This is a genomic window from Shewanella sp. c952, assembly GCF_019654975.1.
GTDB lineage: Bacteria > Pseudomonadota > Gammaproteobacteria > Enterobacterales > Shewanellaceae > Shewanella.
The window spans coordinates 225011-246233 of the sequence record NZ_BPEW01000003.1 but is presented as its reverse complement, the minus strand read 5'-3'; the positions used below and the strand labels follow the sequence as shown (position 1 = coordinate 246233).

Below are 21223 nucleotides of genomic sequence, written 5' to 3'. Positions count from 1 at the left end.
TATCGCAATAGTCTTTAAAGTCGCGCACAGTGCTACTGCAAGAGACATATGAGCCTGACTGTTGAGAGGCTTAATATTGTCATATCGCTAAATTGAGGAACTCGCAGCTAAAAAAGCGCAATAAAAAAGGCGCCACAGAGGCGCCTTTTTTCATGCTAAATTAGTATTACTTTTCTTCAGCATGAACCTGTGCGTTAAAACCTGGTGCAACTTTACCTGCTTGAGTGTCGTTGAAAACTTTTTCATCAAACTCATTTTCAGATTTAGCAATGACCACGGTTGCTACCGTATCACCAGTAACGTTCACCGCAGTACGCACCATATCAAGTAGTCTGTCCACGCCGATAATCAATGCGATACCTTCTACAGGAAGACCTACTTGGTTTAGCACCATTGCCAGCATAATAAGACCAACACCAGGCACACCCGCTGTACCGATTGAAGCAAGAGTCGCAGTTACAACGACCATCGCATAATCAGTAATGGTCAATTCAATACCAAATACTTGGGCGATAAATACCGTTGCAACACCTTGCATAATCGCGGTGCCATCCATGTTGATGGTTGCACCAAGTGGCAGAGTGAATGAAGCAATCTTATTATCGACACCCATACGGTGCTCAGCCGTTTCAATCGTTACTGGTAAGGTTGCGTTTGAACTTGCGGTACTGAATGCGAATAGCTGTACGTCACGAATTTTACGGATGAAGGTAAATGGACTTAAACCAGAGAATACTTTTAGTAATGTTGGATACACGATGAAGGCATGGATAAGTAATACACCCAGTACCACAAAGAAGTATTGCACCACACTACCAAAGGTTTCCATACCGAGCGTTAATGCTAGCTTTGCCATCAAAGCAAATACACCATAAGGCGCAAGTTGCATGATTAGCGTAACTACGCGCATGATAACTTCGTTAAGGTCTGTAAATAGCGCTGCAACGCGTTTTCCGCGTTCACCGATATGTGAGATAGCAAAACCAAAAATAACCGCAAATATGATGATTTGAAGCATGTTGCCTTCACTCATCGCCTGCAGAGGGTTGGTTGGCACGATATTAATGATCACATCAGCCAAGCTTGGCGCCTGTTTAGCATCAAAATGCATGCTCTCAGTTACCAAGGTCGCATGACCTGGATGAACTGCAATTGCGATGAGGATCGCCATTGAAAGTGCAATCGCGGTGGTAAAAAGGTAGAACGCGATGGTCTTGCCACCGAGTCGACCTAACTTAGACGGTTCGCTTAACGAACATGTACCACAAACTAGCGATACAAATACTAAGGGGACAACTAACATTTTCAAACTTGAGATGAAGATAGTACCGATGACATTTAAGAAGCCTTCGGTGATGTAATCTTTGATGAATTCACTTTCAGGGAAAAGATTACGAAGAAGTAACCCTAAAACAATACCTGAGAACATGCCGAGTAAAATTTTACTCGTTAGCCCAAGCTTTTTTGATTTCGTAGCAGACATAGTGCTTCCTGTATAATTTTTATGCTTTTCAATTTGCGCATTAAAGCCTAGCAAGAAAGAGCCCCAGTTGAAATGGTGTTAAAGTTAAAGTTTTTGATGAAATTTAGAAATTTACTACCTTTCGTGGTAGATAAGTTGCTAGTAAATTGTGTAGTGTTGTCATCTAGGTAATCAGATAATTACCAGATATTATAATCAGAGTAACAGGGAGTCTGACAATGAAGTCAGCTTATAGTGTTTTTATTGCGTTAATATGGTCGTTTTTTCTCGTTGGTTGTGGAGGTGGTGGAAGTCTTTCTGCTGATCCTGATGATGGAGGAACGCCGAGCCCAGTCACAATATCGGTAGCATTAAGTACTACAAACACGAAAATTTCGGTTGATAATAACGCTGAGATTACGGCAAAAGTAACGGACTCAAATGGTACTGCAATAAGTACTTTAGTGTCCTTTAAACTAAATAATGACACCTATGGCACATTTGATCCGGCTACAGGAGATGTGTCAACTGACACTGATGGAGTAGCTAAGATTGAATTGAATACCGGTTCCATAGCTACTGGTGCAGAGATAACTGCAACTATCTCTTCGGGTGAAAAGGCTACAATCCCTGTCACTATGGTTGGCAATGGCGGCGAGGCCGATGGTAATGGCCCTTCCGTTGCAATAACACTGGTCGATGAAAACGGTGAACTTACATCGGGCATTAGCAGTTTATCACCTGGTTTTTTAGTCGCGAAAGTTACAGGGCTTTCTAAAGAAACTATTGTAACTTTTTCTACAAGTCGTGGGGAGATCCCTATTAACACTGCAGTAACTAAAGAGGGAGAGGCATCAGTGCAAATATTGGCAGGAGCAGATCCTGGGGCCGCTAATGCAACTGTGACGTTGTTATCAGGTGAAACCGCTAGTTTACCATTTACTATTGGCGCCACAAATGTGCTTATGGGTAGTGGCACCCCTTTTGAATCAGGCGTAGCTTCGATTTCTCCAGTTAGCGTGTCAGCTGGTGGTACCGCAAGTATTTCTGTATCACTCCAAGATGATGAAGGAAAGATATTTACAGAGCCTGCCGAAGTTATTTTTTCATCGGTATGCTCTGCTAAATCTTCACCAGAAGCTGAAATTAGCTCACCTGTTATCGCTGTCAATGGTATTGCTACTAGTACATATCTATCTAAAGGTTGTGTTGGTGAAGATACCGTAAACGTCAGCGCTAATGTAGGAGGCAAAGCTCTGTCGGCATCAGGTCAATTAACAGTGTTACCTGCTAGTGTTGGAAGTGTCTATTTTGTTGAAGCGGTGCCGGAGAATATTCGCTTAAAGGGCACCGGAGGTACAGAAGCTTCAACTGTCAAATTTAAAGTGCTCGATAGTAATGGTAATCCGGTTAAAAATCAGCGTGTTAATTTCTCACTCAATACTATGACGGGTAATATTGAATTAGATCCTGAATATGCTACAACAGATGCAAGCGGTATTGCACAAACTGTTGTTAACTCAGGTTCAGTTGCAACATCTGTGAGAGTTACAGCATTAGTGGAGGGGAAAATACCTGAAATTTCAAGTCAGTCAAACCTCCTCGTTATTTCTACAGGCTTGCCAGATCAAGACAGTTTTTCATTATCTGTTGATAATGCTACTCCAGAAGCTTGGGATTATGACGGTACTGAAGTTAACGTTACTGCCAGGCTTGCAGATGCTTTTAATAACCCAGTACCAGACGGGACTGCTGTGTCATTTACAACGGAAGGTGGCTCAATTGAACCATCTTGTGTGACATTGAATGGCAAATGTTCTGTTAAATGGACGAGTCAAAATCCAAGGCCGACTGGTGCAATATTAGATGGAGAACCTTCACTTGCTCCTCAATTAGGTCAGCCTTATGGTGGGCGTGTTACTATACTAGCAACAGCGATAGGAGAGGAATCGTTCCCTGATACAAATGGTAATGGGCGTTTTGATGCTGCTGAAGAATCTGATTTTAAAACAAAACCTGATGTTTCAGGTCAGAGTTTCGACTTATCAGAAGCATTTGTTGATCACAATGAAGATACTGTTTATAACCCAAAAGTAACACGCGAAGAAGGTGGTGATTTAGAAACGTTTGTTGATTTTAATAACAATGGCGTTTTTGATAATGCAGATGGCTTGTATAACGGTAGTTTATGTGCACTTGATGTCAATGGGACGGCTCATTCTGGATGTTCAATAAACAAGTCATTAAACGTTCGAGCTAGCGCTGTTATTGTGATGGCTGGTAGTGCAGCCTATGCATCGACTCCAGTGATATCCGATAGTTGTATCGACGAAGCTGGTGAAGATGATGTTTGCGACGGTCTTAATGACAATAGCACACTCGATATTATAGGTAAGTCTACTGGTGGGGTATCTATTATAGTGAGCGATTTACATAACCAACCGTTACCGTCGGGGACTATTTTAACCTTTAAACCGTCAATTGGCGAATTGGCAAGTAACGGTACGTTCACGATTGCTTCTACTAACAGAAATGGCGCTTTATCTTATAGTGTTGTGATAAAAGGTGCTGATGAACCCGAATCTGGTTCACTTGTTATTGAAGCAGTAACTCTGAAAGGTGATATAACACTCATAGCCACTATACCTATGACTATACATTAATAGATTCGTGCCTAGCAGCTTTGTAAGTTGAGATATCTAGATTGCTTGATGAAAATATAGTTACCTAGTTGGTGAAGAATAAATCCTTATCAGTTTTCTGTTAGGGATTTTTTATTCCATAGAAATGCTAATTAGTTCAATCTGTTGTGGGGGCAGGGTTTGTGATTCTATAACGTGTTATTAGAACACCGTTGATTTTGAACGTCGCGTTTTTTTGGTACGCGTTTTAGTTGGCGTGCCAAAAATATCTGGATACTAATTAAATTGATAGATAATTATAACGACGCTTGACCAAGCTATTTATGACTAATAATAAAGAGAAGGTACTGAATATATCGACGCACGGTGCCCTCTCTACTTATCCGAATAAGTTTAAGACAGATTTATCTCTGGAACTGATAAACACTGCCAAGCTTCATGATCTGGGTAAGCTCATCAAGCGCTGTACGTGATTCCATTACCAATTGTGGATCAGCGAGATCCGCCACGCTTAAACGGTCACGATAATGCTTATCAACCCAAAGGTTAAGACGTGCGAATAGTGCATCGTTCATCATAGTGTTTTGGTTTACTGCAGCAACTTCATCTTGATTCATCGCCACTCGAAGACGCAAACACGCGGGGCCACCGCCATTTTGCATACTCTGCTTCACATCAAAGTAGTGCACTTGTTTGATAGGCGAGCCTAATGTCACTAGCTCATTTAAGTATGCATGAACTGCTGGGTTTTCTTGACAGTTTGTTGGCGCGATAATCGCCATTTCACCTGAAGGTAATGTCACTACTTGAGTGTTAAACAGGTAGCTCTTAACTGCATCCTGAATCGCCACTTTAGCGGTTGGCACTTCAACAAAATGCAGTGGTGATTCACCAAACTTACGCTTTATCTCTTCAAGTTTGGCTTGGGTATTTAAAAATGCTTGCTCATGGTAGAACAGTACATTTTGGTTACCAACAGCAATAACGTCGTTATGGAATACACCTTGATCGATGATATCAGGATTTTGTTGCATGTACACCGTACCGTCATCATCTAGCTGGTGAAGACGAGCAATGGCTTGTGAGGCTTCTAGGGTCTGGCGTGCAGGAAACTTTTGTGGTTTTGGTGCCGAAGGATTCGTCGCTTCTTGGCCATAAACGAATAACTCGATGCCTGCATGGCCATACTCACTACAAAGACGTGTATGGTTGGCTGCGCCCTCATCACCAAAACTAGTATGTTCTGGTAAATGTTGGTGGTGTTTGAAATAGCGGCTATCGTTAAACGTAGCTTGCAGAATATTTCCAGTAGTGACAGGCTCAATACTACGATGCAGTTTGTCGACTAAGTTTGCAGGGGTAAAATGCAGTTTACCATCGTGAGTATCGGCACTAGGTGATACTGTTGCTGCATTAGCTGTCCACATACTTGAAGCACTGCAGCATGCACGTAACAGCGCAGGAGCCTCTTTGGCGGCTTTATTTAATACTTCAGCATCAGAGCCGGTAAAACCGATTCTACGCAGTGTGTGAAGGTCTGGGCGCTCTTGAGGAGCAAACATGCCTTGTACTAAACCTAAGTCTGCAAGTGCTTTGGCTTTTTTGATCCCTTGTTTGGCAGCATCTTTAGGGCTAGATGTCGCGGCAGCGTTGTTTAAAGAGGCAACGTTTCCGAATGACAAACCCGCGTAATTATGTGTCGGGCCAACGAGTCCGTCGAAATTGGCTTCAAAATGCTTCATTCTTTATCCTTTAGGGTAGCTCAGGTGTTATTTCCATTCCTGAGTTGTAATTATTGAGCTCAGTATACTTAAGCTCAAAGGCTAAACAAGGTAGGGGTTTTTTCTCAAAACAGTGTATTTGCATCAAAATGCACAACTAATACTTGCTTGATGACTAATAATGAAATATTAGTTTTTAAATAAGCACTAATTTTTTTCACATTTATTTCAAAAACGGTTAAAAAATGGTACTCCAGTACAAATAAAAGAGGGATTAGCTTGAAAGTCTTTACACAACCCTCTATATATGGAGCCAATTTTCAGATTTTTGAAACTTGTTGGCGCAAATAAATATATGGGTAAATCGCTAGTAATCGTCGAATCACCGGCCAAAGCCAAGACTATTAATAAATATCTAGGCAAAGATTTCATCGTTAAGTCGAGTGTAGGTCACATCCGTGATCTGCCTACATCGTCGAGTCCAGACGCAAAGGTGGTGAGCAAAACACCTGCTGAAGTCAAGAAGATGTCTCCAGAGGAGAAGGCTGAGTATAAGAGTCTAAAAGCGAAGCAAGCTTTAGTTGCCCGCATGGGAGTAGACCCCGAAAAAGGCTGGAAAGCGAAGTACCAAACGCTTCCTGGCAAAGAGAAAGTCGTAAAAGAATTACAAACACTTGCTGAGTCAGCCGACCACATCTATCTCGCAACCGATTTGGATAGAGAGGGGGAGGCGATCGCTTGGCATCTTCAACAGGTTATTGGTGGAGATGAATCTCGCTATCAACGCGTAGTGTTTAACGAAATTACTAAATCAGCCATTCAGGATGCATTTAGTCAGCCATCTGTGCTCGACACTAATATGGTCAATGCGCAGCAAGCACGTCGATTCTTAGACCGTGTCGTTGGCTTTATGGCATCACCACTGTTGTGGAAGAAAGTTGCTCGAGGTTTATCTGCGGGACGTGTGCAATCTGTTGCAGTACGTTTGGTTGTTGAGCGTGAAGGCGAAATTAAGGCGTTCGTACCAGAAGAGTTCTGGGATGTTCATGCTGAGCTAAATACCTTAACCAATGATCTGCTTAAAATGCAGGTGGTTAAGTATCAAGACAAAGCTTTTAATCCAGTAAATCAAGCCCAAGCTGACAGTGCGGTTAGTGCATTATCGCAATCAAGCTTTGTGGTTGCAGCGCGAGAAGATCGTGCAACGCAAAGTAAGCCATCAGCACCATATATCACTTCAACACTGCAACAAGCGGCAAGTACGCGCTTAGGTTTTGGTGTTAAGAAGACCATGATGATGGCGCAGCGCTTATATGAAGCGGGTCATATTACCTACATGCGTACTGACTCGACTAACTTAAGTCAAGAAGCGTTAGACAATGTGCGTGAGATGATTGCTAAAGATTTTGGAGATAAGTATTTACCTGAATCTCCACTGCGTTACGGTAGCAAAGAGGGCGCGCAAGAGGCGCACGAAGCGATTCGTCCTTCAAATGTAAAAGTAACCGCAGCATCTCTAAGCGATATGGAGCGTGATGCTCAACGTTTATATGAGTTGATCTGGCGTCAGTTTGTTTCATGTCAGATGACACCTGCAAAGTATGATGCAACGCGTCTAACTGTTAAAGCGGGTGACTACGAGCTAAAAGCAACAGGGCGTACACTACGTTTTGATGGTTGGACGCGCGTACAAACTGCGATTAAGAAAAAGAACGAAGAAGACAATACGCTGCCTGTCGTTGCTAAAGGTGATGCGATGACACTGCAAGAGCTAACGCCTAAGCAGCACTTTACCAAGCCACCTGCTCGTTACAGCGAAGCCTCTTTGGTTAAAGAGCTTGAAAAACGTGGGATTGGTCGTCCGTCTACCTATGCAACCATTATTTCAACCATTCAGGATCGAGGTTACGTTAAAGTCGATAACCGCCGATTCTACGCTGAGAAAATGGGCGAAATCGTTAGCGACAGGTTAGTCGGTAGTTTCCAGGATTTAATGAGCTATGACTTTACCGCAAGCATGGAGCAAACATTGGATGATGTTGCTCAAGGTAAGCTTGACTGGAAAAAAGTACTCAATGGATTCTACAAAGACTTCACTAAGCAGTTAGAGAATGCAGAGTTACCACCTGAAGAGGGCGGAATGCGCCCGAATGAGATGGTGATTACTGACATTAAATGCCCTACCTGTGGACGCCCTATGGGGATCCGCACCGGTAGTACTGGGGTATTCTTAGGTTGTTCAGGATATGCGCTGCCACCTAAAGAACGTTGTAAGACGACGCTGAACTTAACACCGGGTGAAGAAGCGGTAAGTGAAAGTGGTGAAGACGCCGAAACTGAAGCGTTAAGAGCAAAACATCGTTGTGGCATATGTGGCACAGCAATGGATAGCTACCTTATCGATGAAACCCGTAAGTTACACATCTGCGGTAATAATCCGACGTGTGAAGGCTTTGAAGTTGAAGCGGGTCAGTTTAAGATCAAAGGTTATGAAGGCCCAATTATTGAGTGCGATCGTTGTCAAAACGATATGGAACTTAAAAATGGCCGCTTTGGTAAGTATTTTGGTTGTACCAATTCTGAATGTAAGAATACGCGTAAACTGCTGAAAAGCGGCGAAGCGGCGCCACCAAAAGAAGATCCTATTCATCTTCCTGACCTTAAATGTACCAAGTCAGATGCATACTTTGTATTAAGAGATGGCGCTGCGGGGATTTTCCTTGCTGCTAGCACTTTCCCTAAATCACGTGAAACACGTGGTCCATTGGTCGAAGAGTTGGTGAAGTATCGTGAGCTGTTGTGGCCTAAGTATGCTTACCTTGCTGATGCACCTGTTGCTGATGATGATGGTAACTTAGCGTCAGTGCGCTTTAGTCGTAAGACCAAAGAACAATATGTCGCGACGGATGTCGATGGTAAAGCGACAGGCTGGACCGCCAAGTTTATTGACGGTAAGTGGGTTGCTGAAGCAAAAGCGAAGGCAAAACCGAAAGCTAAAGCTAAACCAAAAGCTAAGCCAAAGGCGAAAGCAAAACCTAAAGCTGAGTAATCTGTAAGCTTTATAAGCGTAAAAGGCCTCGAGTATATCGGGGCTTTTTAATGTCTGCTGTTAGGAGTTTGAGGTCAAGAATAGGCCGAATATGTCGGCTGTTATGATATTTTTCTGGGGGGCTAGTCGCAAATTTATTAAGGAGAGTCAGTGGTTCTTTTTAAGGTTATTGAGCTGGCATAATCACTGCCTATCTTGCTTATGGAGCTTTAAGCTTTGGCTGGCGATAAGAATTTTATCTTAATTTCGGTAGGTTTTTGAGGTCAAGAACAGGCCGAATATACCCGCTGTTAAGATATTTTTCTGGGTGGTTAGTCGTAAATTCCTTAACGAGAGTCAGCGGTTCTTTTTAAGGTTATTGAGCTGGCATAATCACTGCCTATCTTGCCTATGGAGCTTTAAGCTTTGGCTGGCGATAAGAATTTTATCTTAATAGCAGTTAGGTTTTTGAGATCAATAATAGGCCGAATATACCCGCTGTTAAGATATTTTTCTGGGTGGTTAGTAACAAATTCCTTAAGGAGAGTCAGTGGTTCTTTTTAAGGTTATTGAGCTGGCATAATCACTGCCTATCTTGCCTATGGCTTTTTAAACTTTCGCTGACGATAAGAATTTTATCTTAATAGCAGTTAGGTTTTTGAGGTCAAGACTAGGCCGAATATGTCAGTTGTTATGATATTTGTCTGGGTAGGCTAATCGCAAACTCCTTAACGAGAGTCTGTGATTATTTTTAAGGTTATTGAGCTGGCATAACCACTGCCTATCTTGCCGATGGCTCTTTAAACTTTGGCTGGCGATAAGGATTTCATCTTAATTTCGGTAGGTTTTTGAGGTCAAGAACAGGCCGAATATACCCGCTGTTAAGATATTTTTCTGGGTGGTTAGTAACAAATTCCTTAAGGAGAGTCAGTGGTTCTTTTTAAGGTTATTGAGCTGGCATAATCACTGCCTATCTTGCCTATGGCTTTTTAAGCTTTCGCTGACGATAAGAATTTTATCTTAATAGCAGTTAGGTTTTTGAGGTCAATAAAAAGCCCCGAATATATCAGGGCTTTTTATATCTGTAATCTTGTGCTGCTTAGTGAATAAAACTAATACCTAGGGCAAAGGCCAATCAACTTACCACTTACGCTTGGGCTGAAATAGCACATCAATGTCATCTTCATCTTCTTTCAACGCAGCAACTTGAGGTTGAGCCATTTTTTGTGCGCCCATGATTTCATCGAGCATGGTTTTAGCTTCATCTACTTTCTTGGCAATGAAAGGGTCGTTTGGCGTTTGGGCTTTTATAGTGTGCAAGGTTGATAAGGCTTTAGTGACCATCTGCTTAGCTGAGCCATATTGTTTCATAAAACAAGCGGCTCTGCCCCTCGCCAGCATAGAGTCCACGTTAATTCGCAGTTGAAGGCTATCGATACGTAGCTCTTCCTGAGCAAAGGTGTTGGGCTCGACTCTGCCTTTGTTGTGCTCAGCTCTTAGTATCGCTTTCATCTTTTTAAGTGTTTGAACTAAGGTGAGCACTTGCCTGTCATTGTCTGGCAGTCTGAACATCTCAATGGCAGGTGCTGACTTAGGCGCATTATTCAATGCTTCTATTTGTGCGCGTAAATCAAATAAGCGACGTTCGTAGTCATTCTTTTGCGCTGGAGACAAAGAGGCGGCAATAACGAGCGCTTCTTCAATTCTTTTATACAGTATTAATACGATGTTACTGGAGCAGGGGATAAGCCCCGTGTTTGAAAGCACGCCCTCGGTTTCATCAATGATCGCTCTTTGTCGAGCCAGCTCTGTGCGCCTTTCAGCTTCAACACGGGCTTTTTGTTGTTGAATGATGCTAATGCCGATAATAAGGAGTAGCAATACACCGATCAAAACAAAGACGGAAACGATTATCATAAAGGGTCCAGATATTTTTTAATGCTTTTAATGCTACTATAAATCAACATTCTAGGATAGTAATCTTCATCATGGTTTGATGATTATCAGTTCGCAGAGTTTGACAATTGTGCTATATTCCATTTGATTAAATTATTTCGTTGTACTATAACGAATAATTATACTTAAATGTGTCATTGCTTATCTATTCAAAGATCTGTAAGCCTACCAAAGAGAAGGACTAAAGATGAAGTTGCAGCAACTTAGATATATTGCAGAGGTGGTTAACCATAACCTCAACGTTTCTGCGACCGCAGAGAACCTCTATACTTCTCAACCGGGTATTAGTAAACAAGTGCGTATGCTTGAAGATGAACTCGGTATTCAGATTTTTGGACGTAGCGGTAAACATCTCACCCATGTCACTCCTGCTGGCCTGCAAGTGATTAGTATTGCAAATGACATCTTGGGCAAAGTAGAAAGTATTAAAAAAGTGGCTGAAGAGTACACTAAGCCCGATCAAGGTGAACTCAATATCGCAACGACTGATACGCAAGCACGTTATGCATTGCCGCATATTATTCAAGGCTTTATTGACCGGTATCCTAAAGTTAATTTGCATATGCATCAGGGGACACCATCGCAAATTAGTGAGTTAGCTGCTCGTGGCGATGCTGACTTTGCTATTGCAACGGAGGCTATGCACCTTTATAACGACTTAATTATGTTGCCGTGTTACCACTGGAACCGCTCTATTGTGGTGACTCGTGACCATCCACTGGCTTCACGAAGCCATATCAGCATTGAAGATCTTGGTCGATTCCCATTAGTCACTTATGTATTTGGTTTTGATCGCGCCTCAGAGATTGAAAAATCATTTAACCGCGCAGGATTAGAGCCAAGAGTAGTATTTAGTGCAACAAGTGCCGACGTGCTGAAAACCTACGTCAGACTTGGTCTAGGTGTAGGTGTTATCGCTTCCATGGCTATCGATGAGCATATGGACAAAGATTTGGTTGCAATCGATGCCAGCCATTTGTTTGCACATAGCACTACTAAAATTGGTTTCAGAAAGGGTAATTTCTTAAGAACTTACATGTACGATTTTATCGAAAATTTTGCACCGCACCTGACCCGTACTGTTGTGGAAAAGGCTGTTGCGTTAAGAGATGCTCAGCAAATTGAAGCGATGTTTGAAGATATTCAATTGCCGGTTAGATAGTCGCTATTAACTGGCAATAAAAAACCTCGCGAATGCGAGGTTTTTTTATGGAAAATTATAGGGTGTTTAACACTCTACGATATTCACAGCCAAACCGCCTTTTGCAGTTTCTTTATATTTACTACGCATATCTTTACCGGTATCCATCATGGTTTTGATGACTTTATCTAAAGACACCTTATGGTTACCGTCGCCGCGCATAGCCATACGTGAGGCGTTAATTGCTTTAACGGCCCCCATAGCATTACGTTCAATGCATGGAACTTGAACTAGGCCGCCTACAGGGTCACAGGTTAAGCCTAAATTATGCTCCATACCGATCTCGGCAGCATTCTCTACATGCTCAACCGTACCACCCATAATTTCAGTGAGTGCAGCCGCTGCCATCGAACAAGCAACGCCCACTTCGCCTTGGCAACCTACTTCAGCGCCAGAAATCGAGGCATTCTTCTTATACAGAATACCAATGGCAGCAGCAGTTAATAGATAACGGCAACACACATCCATGTCGACCTCTTGCACAAACATGTCGTAATAGCTTAATACCGCCGGAATAATGCCTGCAGCACCGTTAGTCGGTGCGGTAACAACACGGTCACCAGCAGCATTTTGCTCATTAACGGACAGTGCAAATAGGTCGACCCAGTCCATTGCAGTCAACGGATCGACAACACTTTTACCTTCTGCTTTTAGGCGGCGATAAAGTGACGGTGCACGGCGGCGCAATTTGAGACCACCGGGTAAAATCCCCTCTTTTTGATAACCGCGTTCAACACAGGTTTTCATGGTCTGCCAAATTTCCCACAGTTGCTGCTGTATAGCTTCTGTGTCTGCAATACTCAGTTCGTTGGCCATCATTAACGATGAGATACTAAAACCATGCTCAGTACACAACTCAAGTAGCTGCTGAGCAGAATCAAAATCATAAGGGGCTGACTTAATAGGCGCAGCAGGGGAGGCATCTTGCGCTTTAATTTCATCTTCATCTAAAATGAAACCGCCACCAACAGAGTAGTAGGTGCGCTCATAAATGCATTTTCCTTCAGCATAAGCATAAAGGGTCATTGCATTGGCATGAGCTGGCAGGCTTTTACGTCGATGGTATGTAATACCATTAGCGCGAGAAAATAGTACCTCACGACCATTGTTCAGTATTAGTTTTTCATCATTGCTGACGTTTTCTAGTATGGCGTCAATCTTATCGGTATCGACGGTATCAGGTGCTTCTCCCATCAAGCCGAGGATCACGGCTTTACCTGTACCGTGGCCTTTACCGGTCTGGCCTAACGAGCCGAAAAGCTCTGAACGCATCTCATCGGTAGCGTCATAAAGACCTTGTTTAGTCAGGTCTTCAATAAATATGTTACCCGCTTTCATCGGGCCTACAGTGTGTGAACTTGATGGGCCAATGCCTATCTTGAACATGTCGAATACACTAATCATGCTAAAACCTTTTTACTCTCGTTGTTATTGCTTTAGTTGTTATTGTTTTAACCAATTTGACTTAGACTATATGCTGCACGCGAATTGAGTTGATCGATGTTTATGTCGATTATTCGGCGTAAAAAACTTAAGCTTAATGCTAATCTTAGTCGCTTGCATTGATTGGTGTAAAAAGTATCCCATACTTTAGCGTTATATCTAGCATTAGATTTTTTGCACTGACGATAAAAGCATTAGATAAACTAATTTTATTATTTGGATTTTAGTTTTCGGGTTATGGTTTGGCTGTTTTATTATTTTCTATATTAAATAACGACTTAATGTTGTTTTTTATCTTTCAAGCAGTTTTTTTAGCCCCGCTATTCTTTATATGTATTACTAACGATAATTATTTTGAGGTTATATGAGTTATTTGATGTTAGATGTTGAATCAACAATTTTGAGCGATGCAGAGCGAGAGCAGTTGTCCCACCCAATGATTGGTGGGCTTATCTTGTTTAGCCGAAATTACGCTAACCGCAGCCAACTTATACAGCTTGTTCAGTCAATAAGAGCCGTTCGTGCTGACATCTTAATTGCCGTCGACCAAGAGGGCGGTCGAGTGCAGCGTTTTAGAGATGACTTTACTGTTTTGCCTGCGATGGGAGATATATTGCCAGCAGCGCAAGGAGATCTGACTTTAGCTAAGTCTTGGGCTACTGAGCTTGGCTTTTTAATGGCAATAGAGTTGTTAGCTGTTGATATTGATTTGAGCTTTGCACCAGTACTTGATCTTAATGGCATTAGCCAAGTGATTGGCAAACGCAGCTTTAGTTGTGATAAAGCTGAAGTCGAACAGCTAGCGACAGCATTTATAAAAGGCATGCAACAAGCTGGCATGGCCAGTGTGGGCAAACATTTTCCTGGACACGGCAGTGTTGAGGCTGATTCTCATGTTGCCAAGCCCGTTGATTTAAGAAGTAAAGAACAGATATTTGCTAATGATATTCAACCTTTCAAGCAGCTTATCGCTAAAGAAAGGTTACAAGGGATCATGCCTGCGCATGTTATCTACCCCAATGTAGATGCTAATCCTGCAGGCTTTTCCCCCTATTGGCTACAAGATGTTCTGCGTAAAGAATTAGGTTTTAACGGGGTAATTTTTTCAGATGATCTTGGAATGAAAGGTGCGGCTGTTGCTGGCGGTTATTGTGAGCGAGCACAAGCGGCTATCGATGCCGGCTGTAACATGGTTTTGGTATGTAACGACAGTGTCGGTGCCACTGAAGTACTGCATGGCGTTAATTGGCCAGTAGCTGAACAACAAGTCACGGCCAATCTGCTAAAACCTGATTTTGCGATGGTGGCTAATGCGCTACAAAATAGTGACCGTTGGGAAAAAGCTAAAGTGATAGCGGCTCAAATTTTAGAAAATTGATTTAGCGCAACGAATTATCCTACTTAGCTTGGTAGGTTAACTATCATTAGTACACTCGCATAAACAATGGAGCCATATATGATCCTGTATTTACATGGATTTGATGCTACTAGTCCAGGTAATCACGACAAAATGCGCCAATTGCAGTTTATTGACGAAGACGTACGCTTGGTGAGCTACAGTACCCAGCATCCTAAAAACGATATGCAGTATTTACTTAATGAAGTGAGCAAGCATATTTCAGCCTCTGATGATAAGTCACCATTGATTATTGGTGTTGGTTTAGGGGCTTTTTGGGCTGAGAGGATTGGTTTCTTAAATAGCATAAAGTCAGTGTTGATTAATCCTAATTTGGCGCCTCAGCATAATATGAGCGACAAAATTGACCGTCCCGAAGAGTATGCCGATATCACCAGTAAATGCGTCAACGATTTCCGTGGTCTTAATCGCGATAAAGCGCTTTGTATTTTGGCGCGAAATGATGAGGTTAATAACAATGTTGAAGTCGCAGACTGTTTGCAAAATTACTACAGTGTTGTGTGGGATGAAGAGCAGAGTCATAAATTCAGTTCACTGGCGACTCAGCTAAATAGGATTAAGGCCTTTAAGTCTGCTTAAATCAAATTTTGTCGTCAGTTTCTAGCCCGCTAAAGACAGTCATCTTCAGTGGGCTTTTTATTGCATCAAACACTTTGCTCATTTGGCTCGTATGCGCTAAGTTGTTAAAAGTAGTCGAAGTAATGCGTTGATAAAATATTTACTTCTTCAAAGGACGATTTACACAGGTGGGTGCTAACTATGAAGCGTGTCATCATTAAGATCACTGGAAAGGTTCAAGGTGTCTCTTTTCGTCAAAGTACGCTGGCGCAAGCTACGGCGCTAGGTCTAACCGGTTATGTGAGTAACCTGACTGATGGTTCGGTGCAAGTGCTTGCTCAGGGGAGTTATCCAGCGGTAGACAAATTGATTAGTTGGTGTGAAACCGGCGCGCCGATGGCAAGTGTTGATAATGTTTATGTTGAAGATGACGAGGCAGACGATATCTACCTCGACTTTTCAATTGTACAGCTCTAGCTTCAGTGACTAGTTTAAAAGCAAGGCTTCTGTGTTGGCGTTGCTAATATACTCACTCTCTTCTTTAGTGCTTTTGGCTGTAGGATGCTCCATTTTTCTGATCTGAATGATCATCCCCATTTTAGGGTGGTCAAAATAGTGCACTTCATCACTTCTCACACGTCTATTTTGCTTCATCGGAATCGAGTATAAAAACGGACTGGTAACCGAGTCTATTTCTGGCTTTGAGTCTATACCTGTTGAAGCGGGATTATCATGATGCATTAAGGTTACGGTTTTTTCTCCCTCTTCACGCAGGTTAAATGCCGTTTCAATAAACAGGTAGTGTTCAAGGTAGATATTTAACGTCCCATCTAACTTCCACACAGGCTTTTGCGGCTCAGCTAAAAAACCACTACTCATAAAGTCAAACTGTGGCAGTCCATTGCTATCATCGCTGCTTTGCAACGGTTGGCCGTTTTGTTCGTACTCATTTGAGAAGTCATGGCCTGAGTATAACTTGATTGGAATTGCTCGATTTCTTGGCAACATCGATTGTTGCCATGTCATATGCATTAGGCTCTTATTGCCTTTCTCTCGCTTTAACGTTGCAATGATTTCTTTAAACTGGCTTTGACTTTCAGCCAGCAATACCGCGCCGTCTCCCAAATGTGCAGTTGCAGGTTCCGCTGCTGCAATGACCATCGGTATATCGGTTAAGGATTTTACTTGGTTGTTTGAGTTAAGCTGCTCGTTACAGTTAAGGCTATCGGTTGCCCAATCTGTTGAGGTACACCCGTTGAGCCCCATATTAACGGCTGTTAGATCAGTACTTACCATCGGAGTGATAAAGTCGACGGTTTTACGTTGACGAGGCTTAACGGCTTTATCTGACCATTGCTCAACTGTAGGAGAGTTATGCTCATACAGATAGATCTCAACCTCAAACCAACGCTCTTCTTGGGCGATAGCTGTGGTTGACAGGCTCGAAAGCAGACTTGCTGCTAGTGCAAGTATCAATTTATGTGTAGAAAGTCTAAACACGTTTATTCTCCAATGCGATGTTGAGACAACTGTTCAATTAACAGTTTAATGAGTGCAAGCCTGTCTTTGGCTGATTCAGATGGCATAGCAAACTTTAGCTTATTCGGGCCATCCATTCGATATACTTGTGGTTGGTTCTGTAATAAACCAATAATAAAACTCGGATCGACCTTGTTATCATCGCCAAATTCTATGCTACCACCTTTTGCATGCATCTCGATCTTTCTTAGCCCCAGTTGTGTGGCCAGATGCTTATAGAGCGTCAGCTCCATGAGGTTTTTGGTCGGTTCGGGTAACATACCGAAACGATCGATTAGCTCGACTTTTAATTCATCGACAGCTTTTTCTGATTTACAATTAGCAATGCGTTTATACAGCGACAAGCGCATGTTGACATCACTAACATAATCGTCAGGCAGTAGGGCGGGGATCCGCAAATCAATTTCACTTTGCTGCCGCATCATTTGATCAAGTGAAGGCTCTTTGCCCTCTTTAAGCAGTTTAACGGCATCTTCAAGCATCTCCATATAAAGGGTAAACCCTATCTTGGAAATATGACCACTTTGCTCATCGCCAAGCAGTTCACCGGCACCTCGAATCTCTAAATCTTGGGTTGCCAGCATAAAGCCTGCACCGAGATCTTCTAAAGCGCCAATGGCTTCGAGTCGCTTACGGGCATCTTTGGTCATGCGTTTTGGATGTGGTGTCATTAAATAAGCATAAGCTTGGTGATGAGAGCGACCGACGCGGCCTCGCAATTGATGCAATTGCGCTAAACCAAATTTGTCAGCTCGCTCTATGACGATGGTATTGGCCGATGGAACATCAATTCCGGTTTCAATAATGGTGGTGCAGACCAGTACATTAAAGCGCTGATGATAAAAATCAGACATCACACGCTCAAGTTCACGCTCACGCATCTGGCCGTGGGCTGTCACCACTCGCGCTTCGGGTAGCAACTCACTTATTTCAGCCGCACGTTTCTCAATGGTTTCAACGCTGTTATGCAAGAAGTAAACTTGGCCGCCACGTAATATTTCACGCAGTAGTGCTTCTCGAATCGTGGCGTCGTCATACTCTCGGACAAAGGTTTTCACTGCCAATCGTTTAGCTGGTGGGGTGGCGATAATTGAGAGATCGCGCATACCCGACATGGCCATGTTTAATGTTCGTGGAATAGGCGTGGCTGTGAGGGTTAAAATATCCACGTTTGCCCGCAGCGCTTTAATTTTCTCTTTTTGACGGACACCAAAACGGTGCTCTTCATCAATGACCAGTAAGCCTAAGTTTTCGAATTTAGCTTCTGACTGCAACAGCTTATGAGTACCGATCACAATATCGACTTTGCCTTCGGTGAGCTCTTTCATTACTTGAGTTTGCTCTTTGGCCGTTTTGAAGCGTGACATTACCTCTATTTTAAATGGCCAATCGGCAAAACGGTCTTGAAAATTTTCAAAATGCTGCTGCGCAAGCAGGGTGGTCGGCACTAATATCGCCACTTGCTTGCCGTCGTTAACAGCCACAAAAGCGGCGCGCATGGCCACTTCGGTTTTACCAAAACCAACGTCGCCACAGACGAGTCTGTCCATTGCCATTGGGGTGCGCATATCATCAAGTACAGCGGTAATTGCTGTTTCTTGGTCGACGGTTTCTTCAAACGGAAAAGTACTGGCAAACTGGGCGTATTCTTGTTGATCTATTTTACAAGCATCGCCCGGGCGTGACTGTCTGCGAGCATAAACATCGAGCAGCTCTGCGGCAACATCACGGATCTTTTCAATCGCTTTGCGTTTTGCCTTTGCCCAGGTTTCATTGCCGAGCTTATTTAGATTCGCCTCTTCATCAGGGCCAACACTGTAACGGCTGATCAGGTGCAGCGAAGAAACGGGCACATAAAGCTTGTCGCCACCTGAGTATTCAAGCACCAGGTATTCGGCAACAAGTCCGCCCGTATCGAGTGTTTCTAAACCTAGATAACGGGCAACCCCGTGTTCAAGGTGGACAATTGGTTGGCCTACCTTTAACTCTGCGAGGTTTTTTACTAATGCGTCACTGCTTATTTGGCGCTGTTTATCTCGGCGGCGTCGCTGTGAAATACGCTGGCCAAATAGTTCGGTTTCGCAGATAAGGCTGAATTTGCCACCAGTCTTTTTCTCAATGATACAACCTTGAGAAAGCGGCGAGACAATTAGCCCTAGTTTGGTTTTGCTGGCGGCAAATTCATTAAAGTGGCTAAACAGTTTTGGTTTAACACCTATTTTGCCCAGTAGCTCAACCAGTGCTTCACGACGGCCTTCAGATTCGGCACTGAATAATAACCTATCGCCTATAGCGGCATACTCTTCAAGGAGAGAGAGAGGTTGCTTGAGTTTATGGTTTGCCGTCAGATCCGGTAATTTAACGGCTTTGGCCTCAATAGCCGTACCAGAGTATGGCGGTGTCTTTAACTGGAATCGAGGTAAGGCTTTAAAAGCAGCAAAGATCTGCTCGGTTAATAGGTATAATTCCTGCGGAGCCAATAGTGGTCTGAGTGGATCAACACGTCTATCTTCATAGCGGGTTTCAACTTCATGCAGGTGAGCTTGGCTGGCAGCTTCAATATCACCAAGAGTGACTAGTTGCGTTTTTGCCGGCAGATAATCAAACAGACTAGCTGTTTCATCAAAAAACAGCGGCAGGTAGTTTTCAATTCCCGCTGGCATGGTCTTCTTACTGACCATTTGGTAGATAGAGCCCGGCTCTTTGACTAATACCTCAAAGCGGCGACGGTAACGTTGCCTAAAACCTTCTATTGCGGCGTCATCTGTGGGGAACTCTTTGGCGGGCAATAACCTAATTGATGCTATTTCTTGACTCGATCGTTGAGTTTCCGGATCAAAGTGTCGAATCGACTCGACTTCGTCATCGAATAATTCAATACGAAACGGCTGATTTGAACCCATAGGGAAAATATCGATAATTGAGCCACGTACTGCAAACTCCCCGTGCTCATAGACTTGCTCGACACTGTGATAGCCAGTATTTATCAGCTGTTCTCTAACATCGTGCAGTTGATAGTTATCACCCTTTTCTAAAATCAGTACATTGCCACTTAAAAATGATTGAGGCGGCAGCTTGACCATTAAGGTACTGATAGGAACGATAACCACACTTTGTTGCGCTTGCGGTATCCTAGACAAAGCTTCAAGACGTTGAGAGACCAAATCTTGATGCGGCGAGAAGCTGTCATAGGGCAGGGTTTCTCGGTCAGGGAATAACCATATCGACATAGCCGTTTCGCTAAGCAAATAGCTTAACTCTGTTTCCAGCGCGATAGCACTTGGAGTATCGGCTGTGACAACAAGGGTAACACCTTGATGTTGCTTTGCGATATTCGCGATAGTTAGCGCTTGGGCAGCGCCACCAATAGTACACAGCGTTTGTGCTAAGTTAGCACTCTTGACCGCTGGTGGAGTCAATACAGAAAAGGCATTCATCAAGGCGAGGGAAACGTGTCCAATAACAGCAAAGTTGCTTGGTATTGTAGTGGCTTGCCGACGCTCTGACCAGCTAAAAGTAGTTTTATACTATGGTACTAGCTTTCGTAATTTCAGTTGTTTCTGTTGCAAACTTAAGCTTGCTTTGACCAACTGCTCAACATCAGCATCTTGAATGACGCAAAATGCTAGCTGAACACTAAAGCTCTGAGGTGAATTATCATCTTCATTTTTAATGAGCGAGCAACTTTGAACGTTAGCAAAACAGATTAACGCTACCAACTCCTCTTTAATGTGCAAACTGACCTTAAAGTCACTGCCAAGGGGGAGCTCTTTACTGGTAGTGATGGTAATCGAACTGCCGCCGAAATGACTGCCAGCATAACGCTCACCGTCATATTCCTCTTTACCAATTACATGCTGCAACACCATATCAATTTTACGCGATTGCAATTTTAAGAACTCTACAACTGTTTTTGCATCATCATCAAGATGACGAAGTTGCAGCAAGCAATCAGATTCTAGTGATTTAATATCACTAATTAGCTGCAAACTCGGTGGTAACATCAGGCTAAGTTGCGCAATTGTTGGTAGAGGCTGGTTATTGTCCCAAGCTTGTAAATAGGCATCAAATGGATGATTAATACTAAAATAGGCGCTAGAGTCGTTTAACAATGGTGTTGCCTCTTGTTTTTAGGGGGCGAATACCCCTATTATCGTGCGCATCTTTATGATTTAGCAAGGTTAGAGATAACAATTACCTTGGCTTCGATGATGAGTAGAGTATTGCTGAGCAATATTGGTTGGGCTAATTGATGT

General features: G+C 43.0%; 13 protein-coding genes. 6 read left to right on the top strand and 7 right to left on the bottom strand.

Annotated features, from left to right (window positions below; translation table 11 throughout):
* Window positions 1–166 precede the first annotated feature (166 nt).
* Entirely contained in the window at window positions 167–1483 is a 1317-nt protein-coding gene (locus K5R16_RS04165; protein ID WP_220736281.1) for a dicarboxylate/amino acid:cation symporter, read from the bottom strand.
* A gap of 218 nt (window positions 1484–1701) precedes the next feature.
* Here K5R16_RS04165 and K5R16_RS04160 point away from each other — a divergent pair, with 218 nt between their 5' ends.
* Window positions 1702–4125, top strand: coding sequence for an Ig-like domain-containing protein (locus K5R16_RS04160; RefSeq protein ID WP_220736280.1), 2424 nt, complete (start codon window positions 1702–1704; stop codon window positions 4123–4125).
* Between the two features lie 383 nt (window positions 4126–4508).
* On the opposite strand, the gene astB is transcribed toward K5R16_RS04160, so the two are convergent.
* Complete coding sequence (gene astB, locus K5R16_RS04155) at window positions 4509–5846, bottom strand: N-succinylarginine dihydrolase (RefSeq protein ID WP_220736279.1); 1338 nt, start codon at window positions 5844–5846, stop codon at window positions 4509–4511.
* A gap of 334 nt (window positions 5847–6180) precedes the next feature.
* Here astB and topA point away from each other — a divergent pair, with 334 nt between their 5' ends.
* Entirely contained in the window at window positions 6181–8874 is a 2694-nt protein-coding gene (topA, locus tag K5R16_RS04150; protein WP_220736278.1) for a type I DNA topoisomerase, read from the top strand.
* 1119 nt (window positions 8875–9993) lie between these two features.
* Here the strand turns inward: topA and K5R16_RS04145 are convergent.
* Window positions 9994–10770 carry a hypothetical protein gene (locus K5R16_RS04145; RefSeq protein ID WP_220736277.1) on the bottom strand — a complete coding sequence of 259 codons (777 nt, stop codon included), beginning with the start codon at window positions 10768–10770 and terminating at the stop codon, window positions 9994–9996.
* A gap of 226 nt (window positions 10771–10996) precedes the next feature.
* Here K5R16_RS04145 and cysB point away from each other — a divergent pair, with 226 nt between their 5' ends.
* A complete protein-coding gene (cysB, locus tag K5R16_RS04140; protein ID WP_020911894.1) occupies window positions 10997–11971 on the top strand; it encodes an HTH-type transcriptional regulator CysB in 975 nt (324 codons plus the stop codon).
* A 66-nt stretch (window positions 11972–12037) separates the two neighbouring features.
* Here the strand turns inward: cysB and K5R16_RS04135 are convergent, their stop codons facing one another.
* Window positions 12038–13414, bottom strand: coding sequence for an L-serine ammonia-lyase (locus K5R16_RS04135; protein WP_220736276.1), 1377 nt, complete (start codon window positions 13412–13414; stop codon window positions 12038–12040).
* 403 nt (window positions 13415–13817) lie between these two features.
* Between K5R16_RS04135 and nagZ the strand changes: the two genes are divergently transcribed.
* The 3 genes from nagZ (at window position 13818) to K5R16_RS04120 (ending at window position 15905) form a co-directional block, all read left to right on the top strand.
* Entirely contained in the window at window positions 13818–14831 is a 1014-nt protein-coding gene (gene nagZ, locus K5R16_RS04130; protein ID WP_220736275.1) for a beta-N-acetylhexosaminidase, read from the top strand.
* Between the two features lie 78 nt (window positions 14832–14909).
* A complete protein-coding gene (ycfP, locus tag K5R16_RS04125; protein WP_220736274.1) occupies window positions 14910–15449 on the top strand; it encodes an alpha/beta hydrolase YcfP in 540 nt (179 codons plus the stop codon).
* A 180-nt stretch (window positions 15450–15629) separates the two neighbouring features.
* Window positions 15630–15905, top strand: coding sequence for an acylphosphatase (locus tag K5R16_RS04120; RefSeq protein WP_220736273.1), 276 nt, complete (start codon window positions 15630–15632; stop codon window positions 15903–15905).
* A gap of 9 nt (window positions 15906–15914) precedes the next feature.
* On the opposite strand, the gene K5R16_RS04115 is transcribed toward K5R16_RS04120, so the two are convergent.
* From K5R16_RS04115 to K5R16_RS04105, 3 genes are all read right to left on the bottom strand, one after another.
* A complete protein-coding gene (locus K5R16_RS04115; RefSeq protein ID WP_220736272.1) occupies window positions 15915–16928 on the bottom strand; it encodes a peptidoglycan binding protein CsiV in 1014 nt (337 codons plus the stop codon).
* Window positions 16929–16930: 2 nt separating this feature from the next.
* Entirely contained in the window at window positions 16931–20404 is a 3474-nt protein-coding gene (gene mfd, locus K5R16_RS04110) for a transcription-repair coupling factor (protein ID WP_220736271.1), read from the bottom strand.
* 90 nt (window positions 20405–20494) lie between these two features.
* Window positions 20495–21079 (bottom strand): hypothetical protein, encoded by a 585-nt coding sequence (locus K5R16_RS04105; RefSeq protein WP_220736270.1) that lies wholly within the window; start codon window positions 21077–21079, stop codon window positions 20495–20497.
* Window positions 21080–21223: the final 144 nt, after the last annotated feature.

Excerpts from the sequence above, each read along its gene's own strand:
- K5R16_RS04120 (WP_220736273.1), top strand. The coding sequence starts at position 15,630 with ATGAAGCGTGTCATCATTAAGATCACTGGAAAGGTTCAAGGTGTCTCT.
- mfd (WP_220736271.1), bottom strand. The coding sequence starts at position 20,404 with ATGAATGCCTTTTCTGTATTGACTCCACCAGCGGTCAAGAGTGCTAAC.
- K5R16_RS04145 (WP_220736277.1), bottom strand. The coding sequence starts at position 10,770 with ATGATAATCGTTTCCGTCTTTGTTTTGATCGGTGTATTGCTACTCCTT.
- K5R16_RS04135 (WP_220736276.1), bottom strand. The coding sequence starts at position 13,414 with ATGATTAGTGTATTCGACATGTTCAAGATAGGCATTGGCCCATCAAGT.
- nagZ (WP_220736275.1), top strand. The coding sequence starts at position 13,818 with ATGAGTTATTTGATGTTAGATGTTGAATCAACAATTTTGAGCGATGCA.
- topA (WP_220736278.1), top strand. The coding sequence starts at position 6,181 with ATGGGTAAATCGCTAGTAATCGTCGAATCACCGGCCAAAGCCAAGACT.
- cysB (WP_020911894.1), top strand. The coding sequence starts at position 10,997 with ATGAAGTTGCAGCAACTTAGATATATTGCAGAGGTGGTTAACCATAAC.
- ycfP (WP_220736274.1), top strand. The coding sequence starts at position 14,910 with ATGATCCTGTATTTACATGGATTTGATGCTACTAGTCCAGGTAATCAC.
- K5R16_RS04165 (WP_220736281.1), bottom strand. The coding sequence starts at position 1,483 with ATGTCTGCTACGAAATCAAAAAAGCTTGGGCTAACGAGTAAAATTTTA.
- astB (WP_220736279.1), bottom strand. The coding sequence starts at position 5,846 with ATGAAGCATTTTGAAGCCAATTTCGACGGACTCGTTGGCCCGACACAT.
- K5R16_RS04160 (WP_220736280.1), top strand. The coding sequence starts at position 1,702 with ATGAAGTCAGCTTATAGTGTTTTTATTGCGTTAATATGGTCGTTTTTT.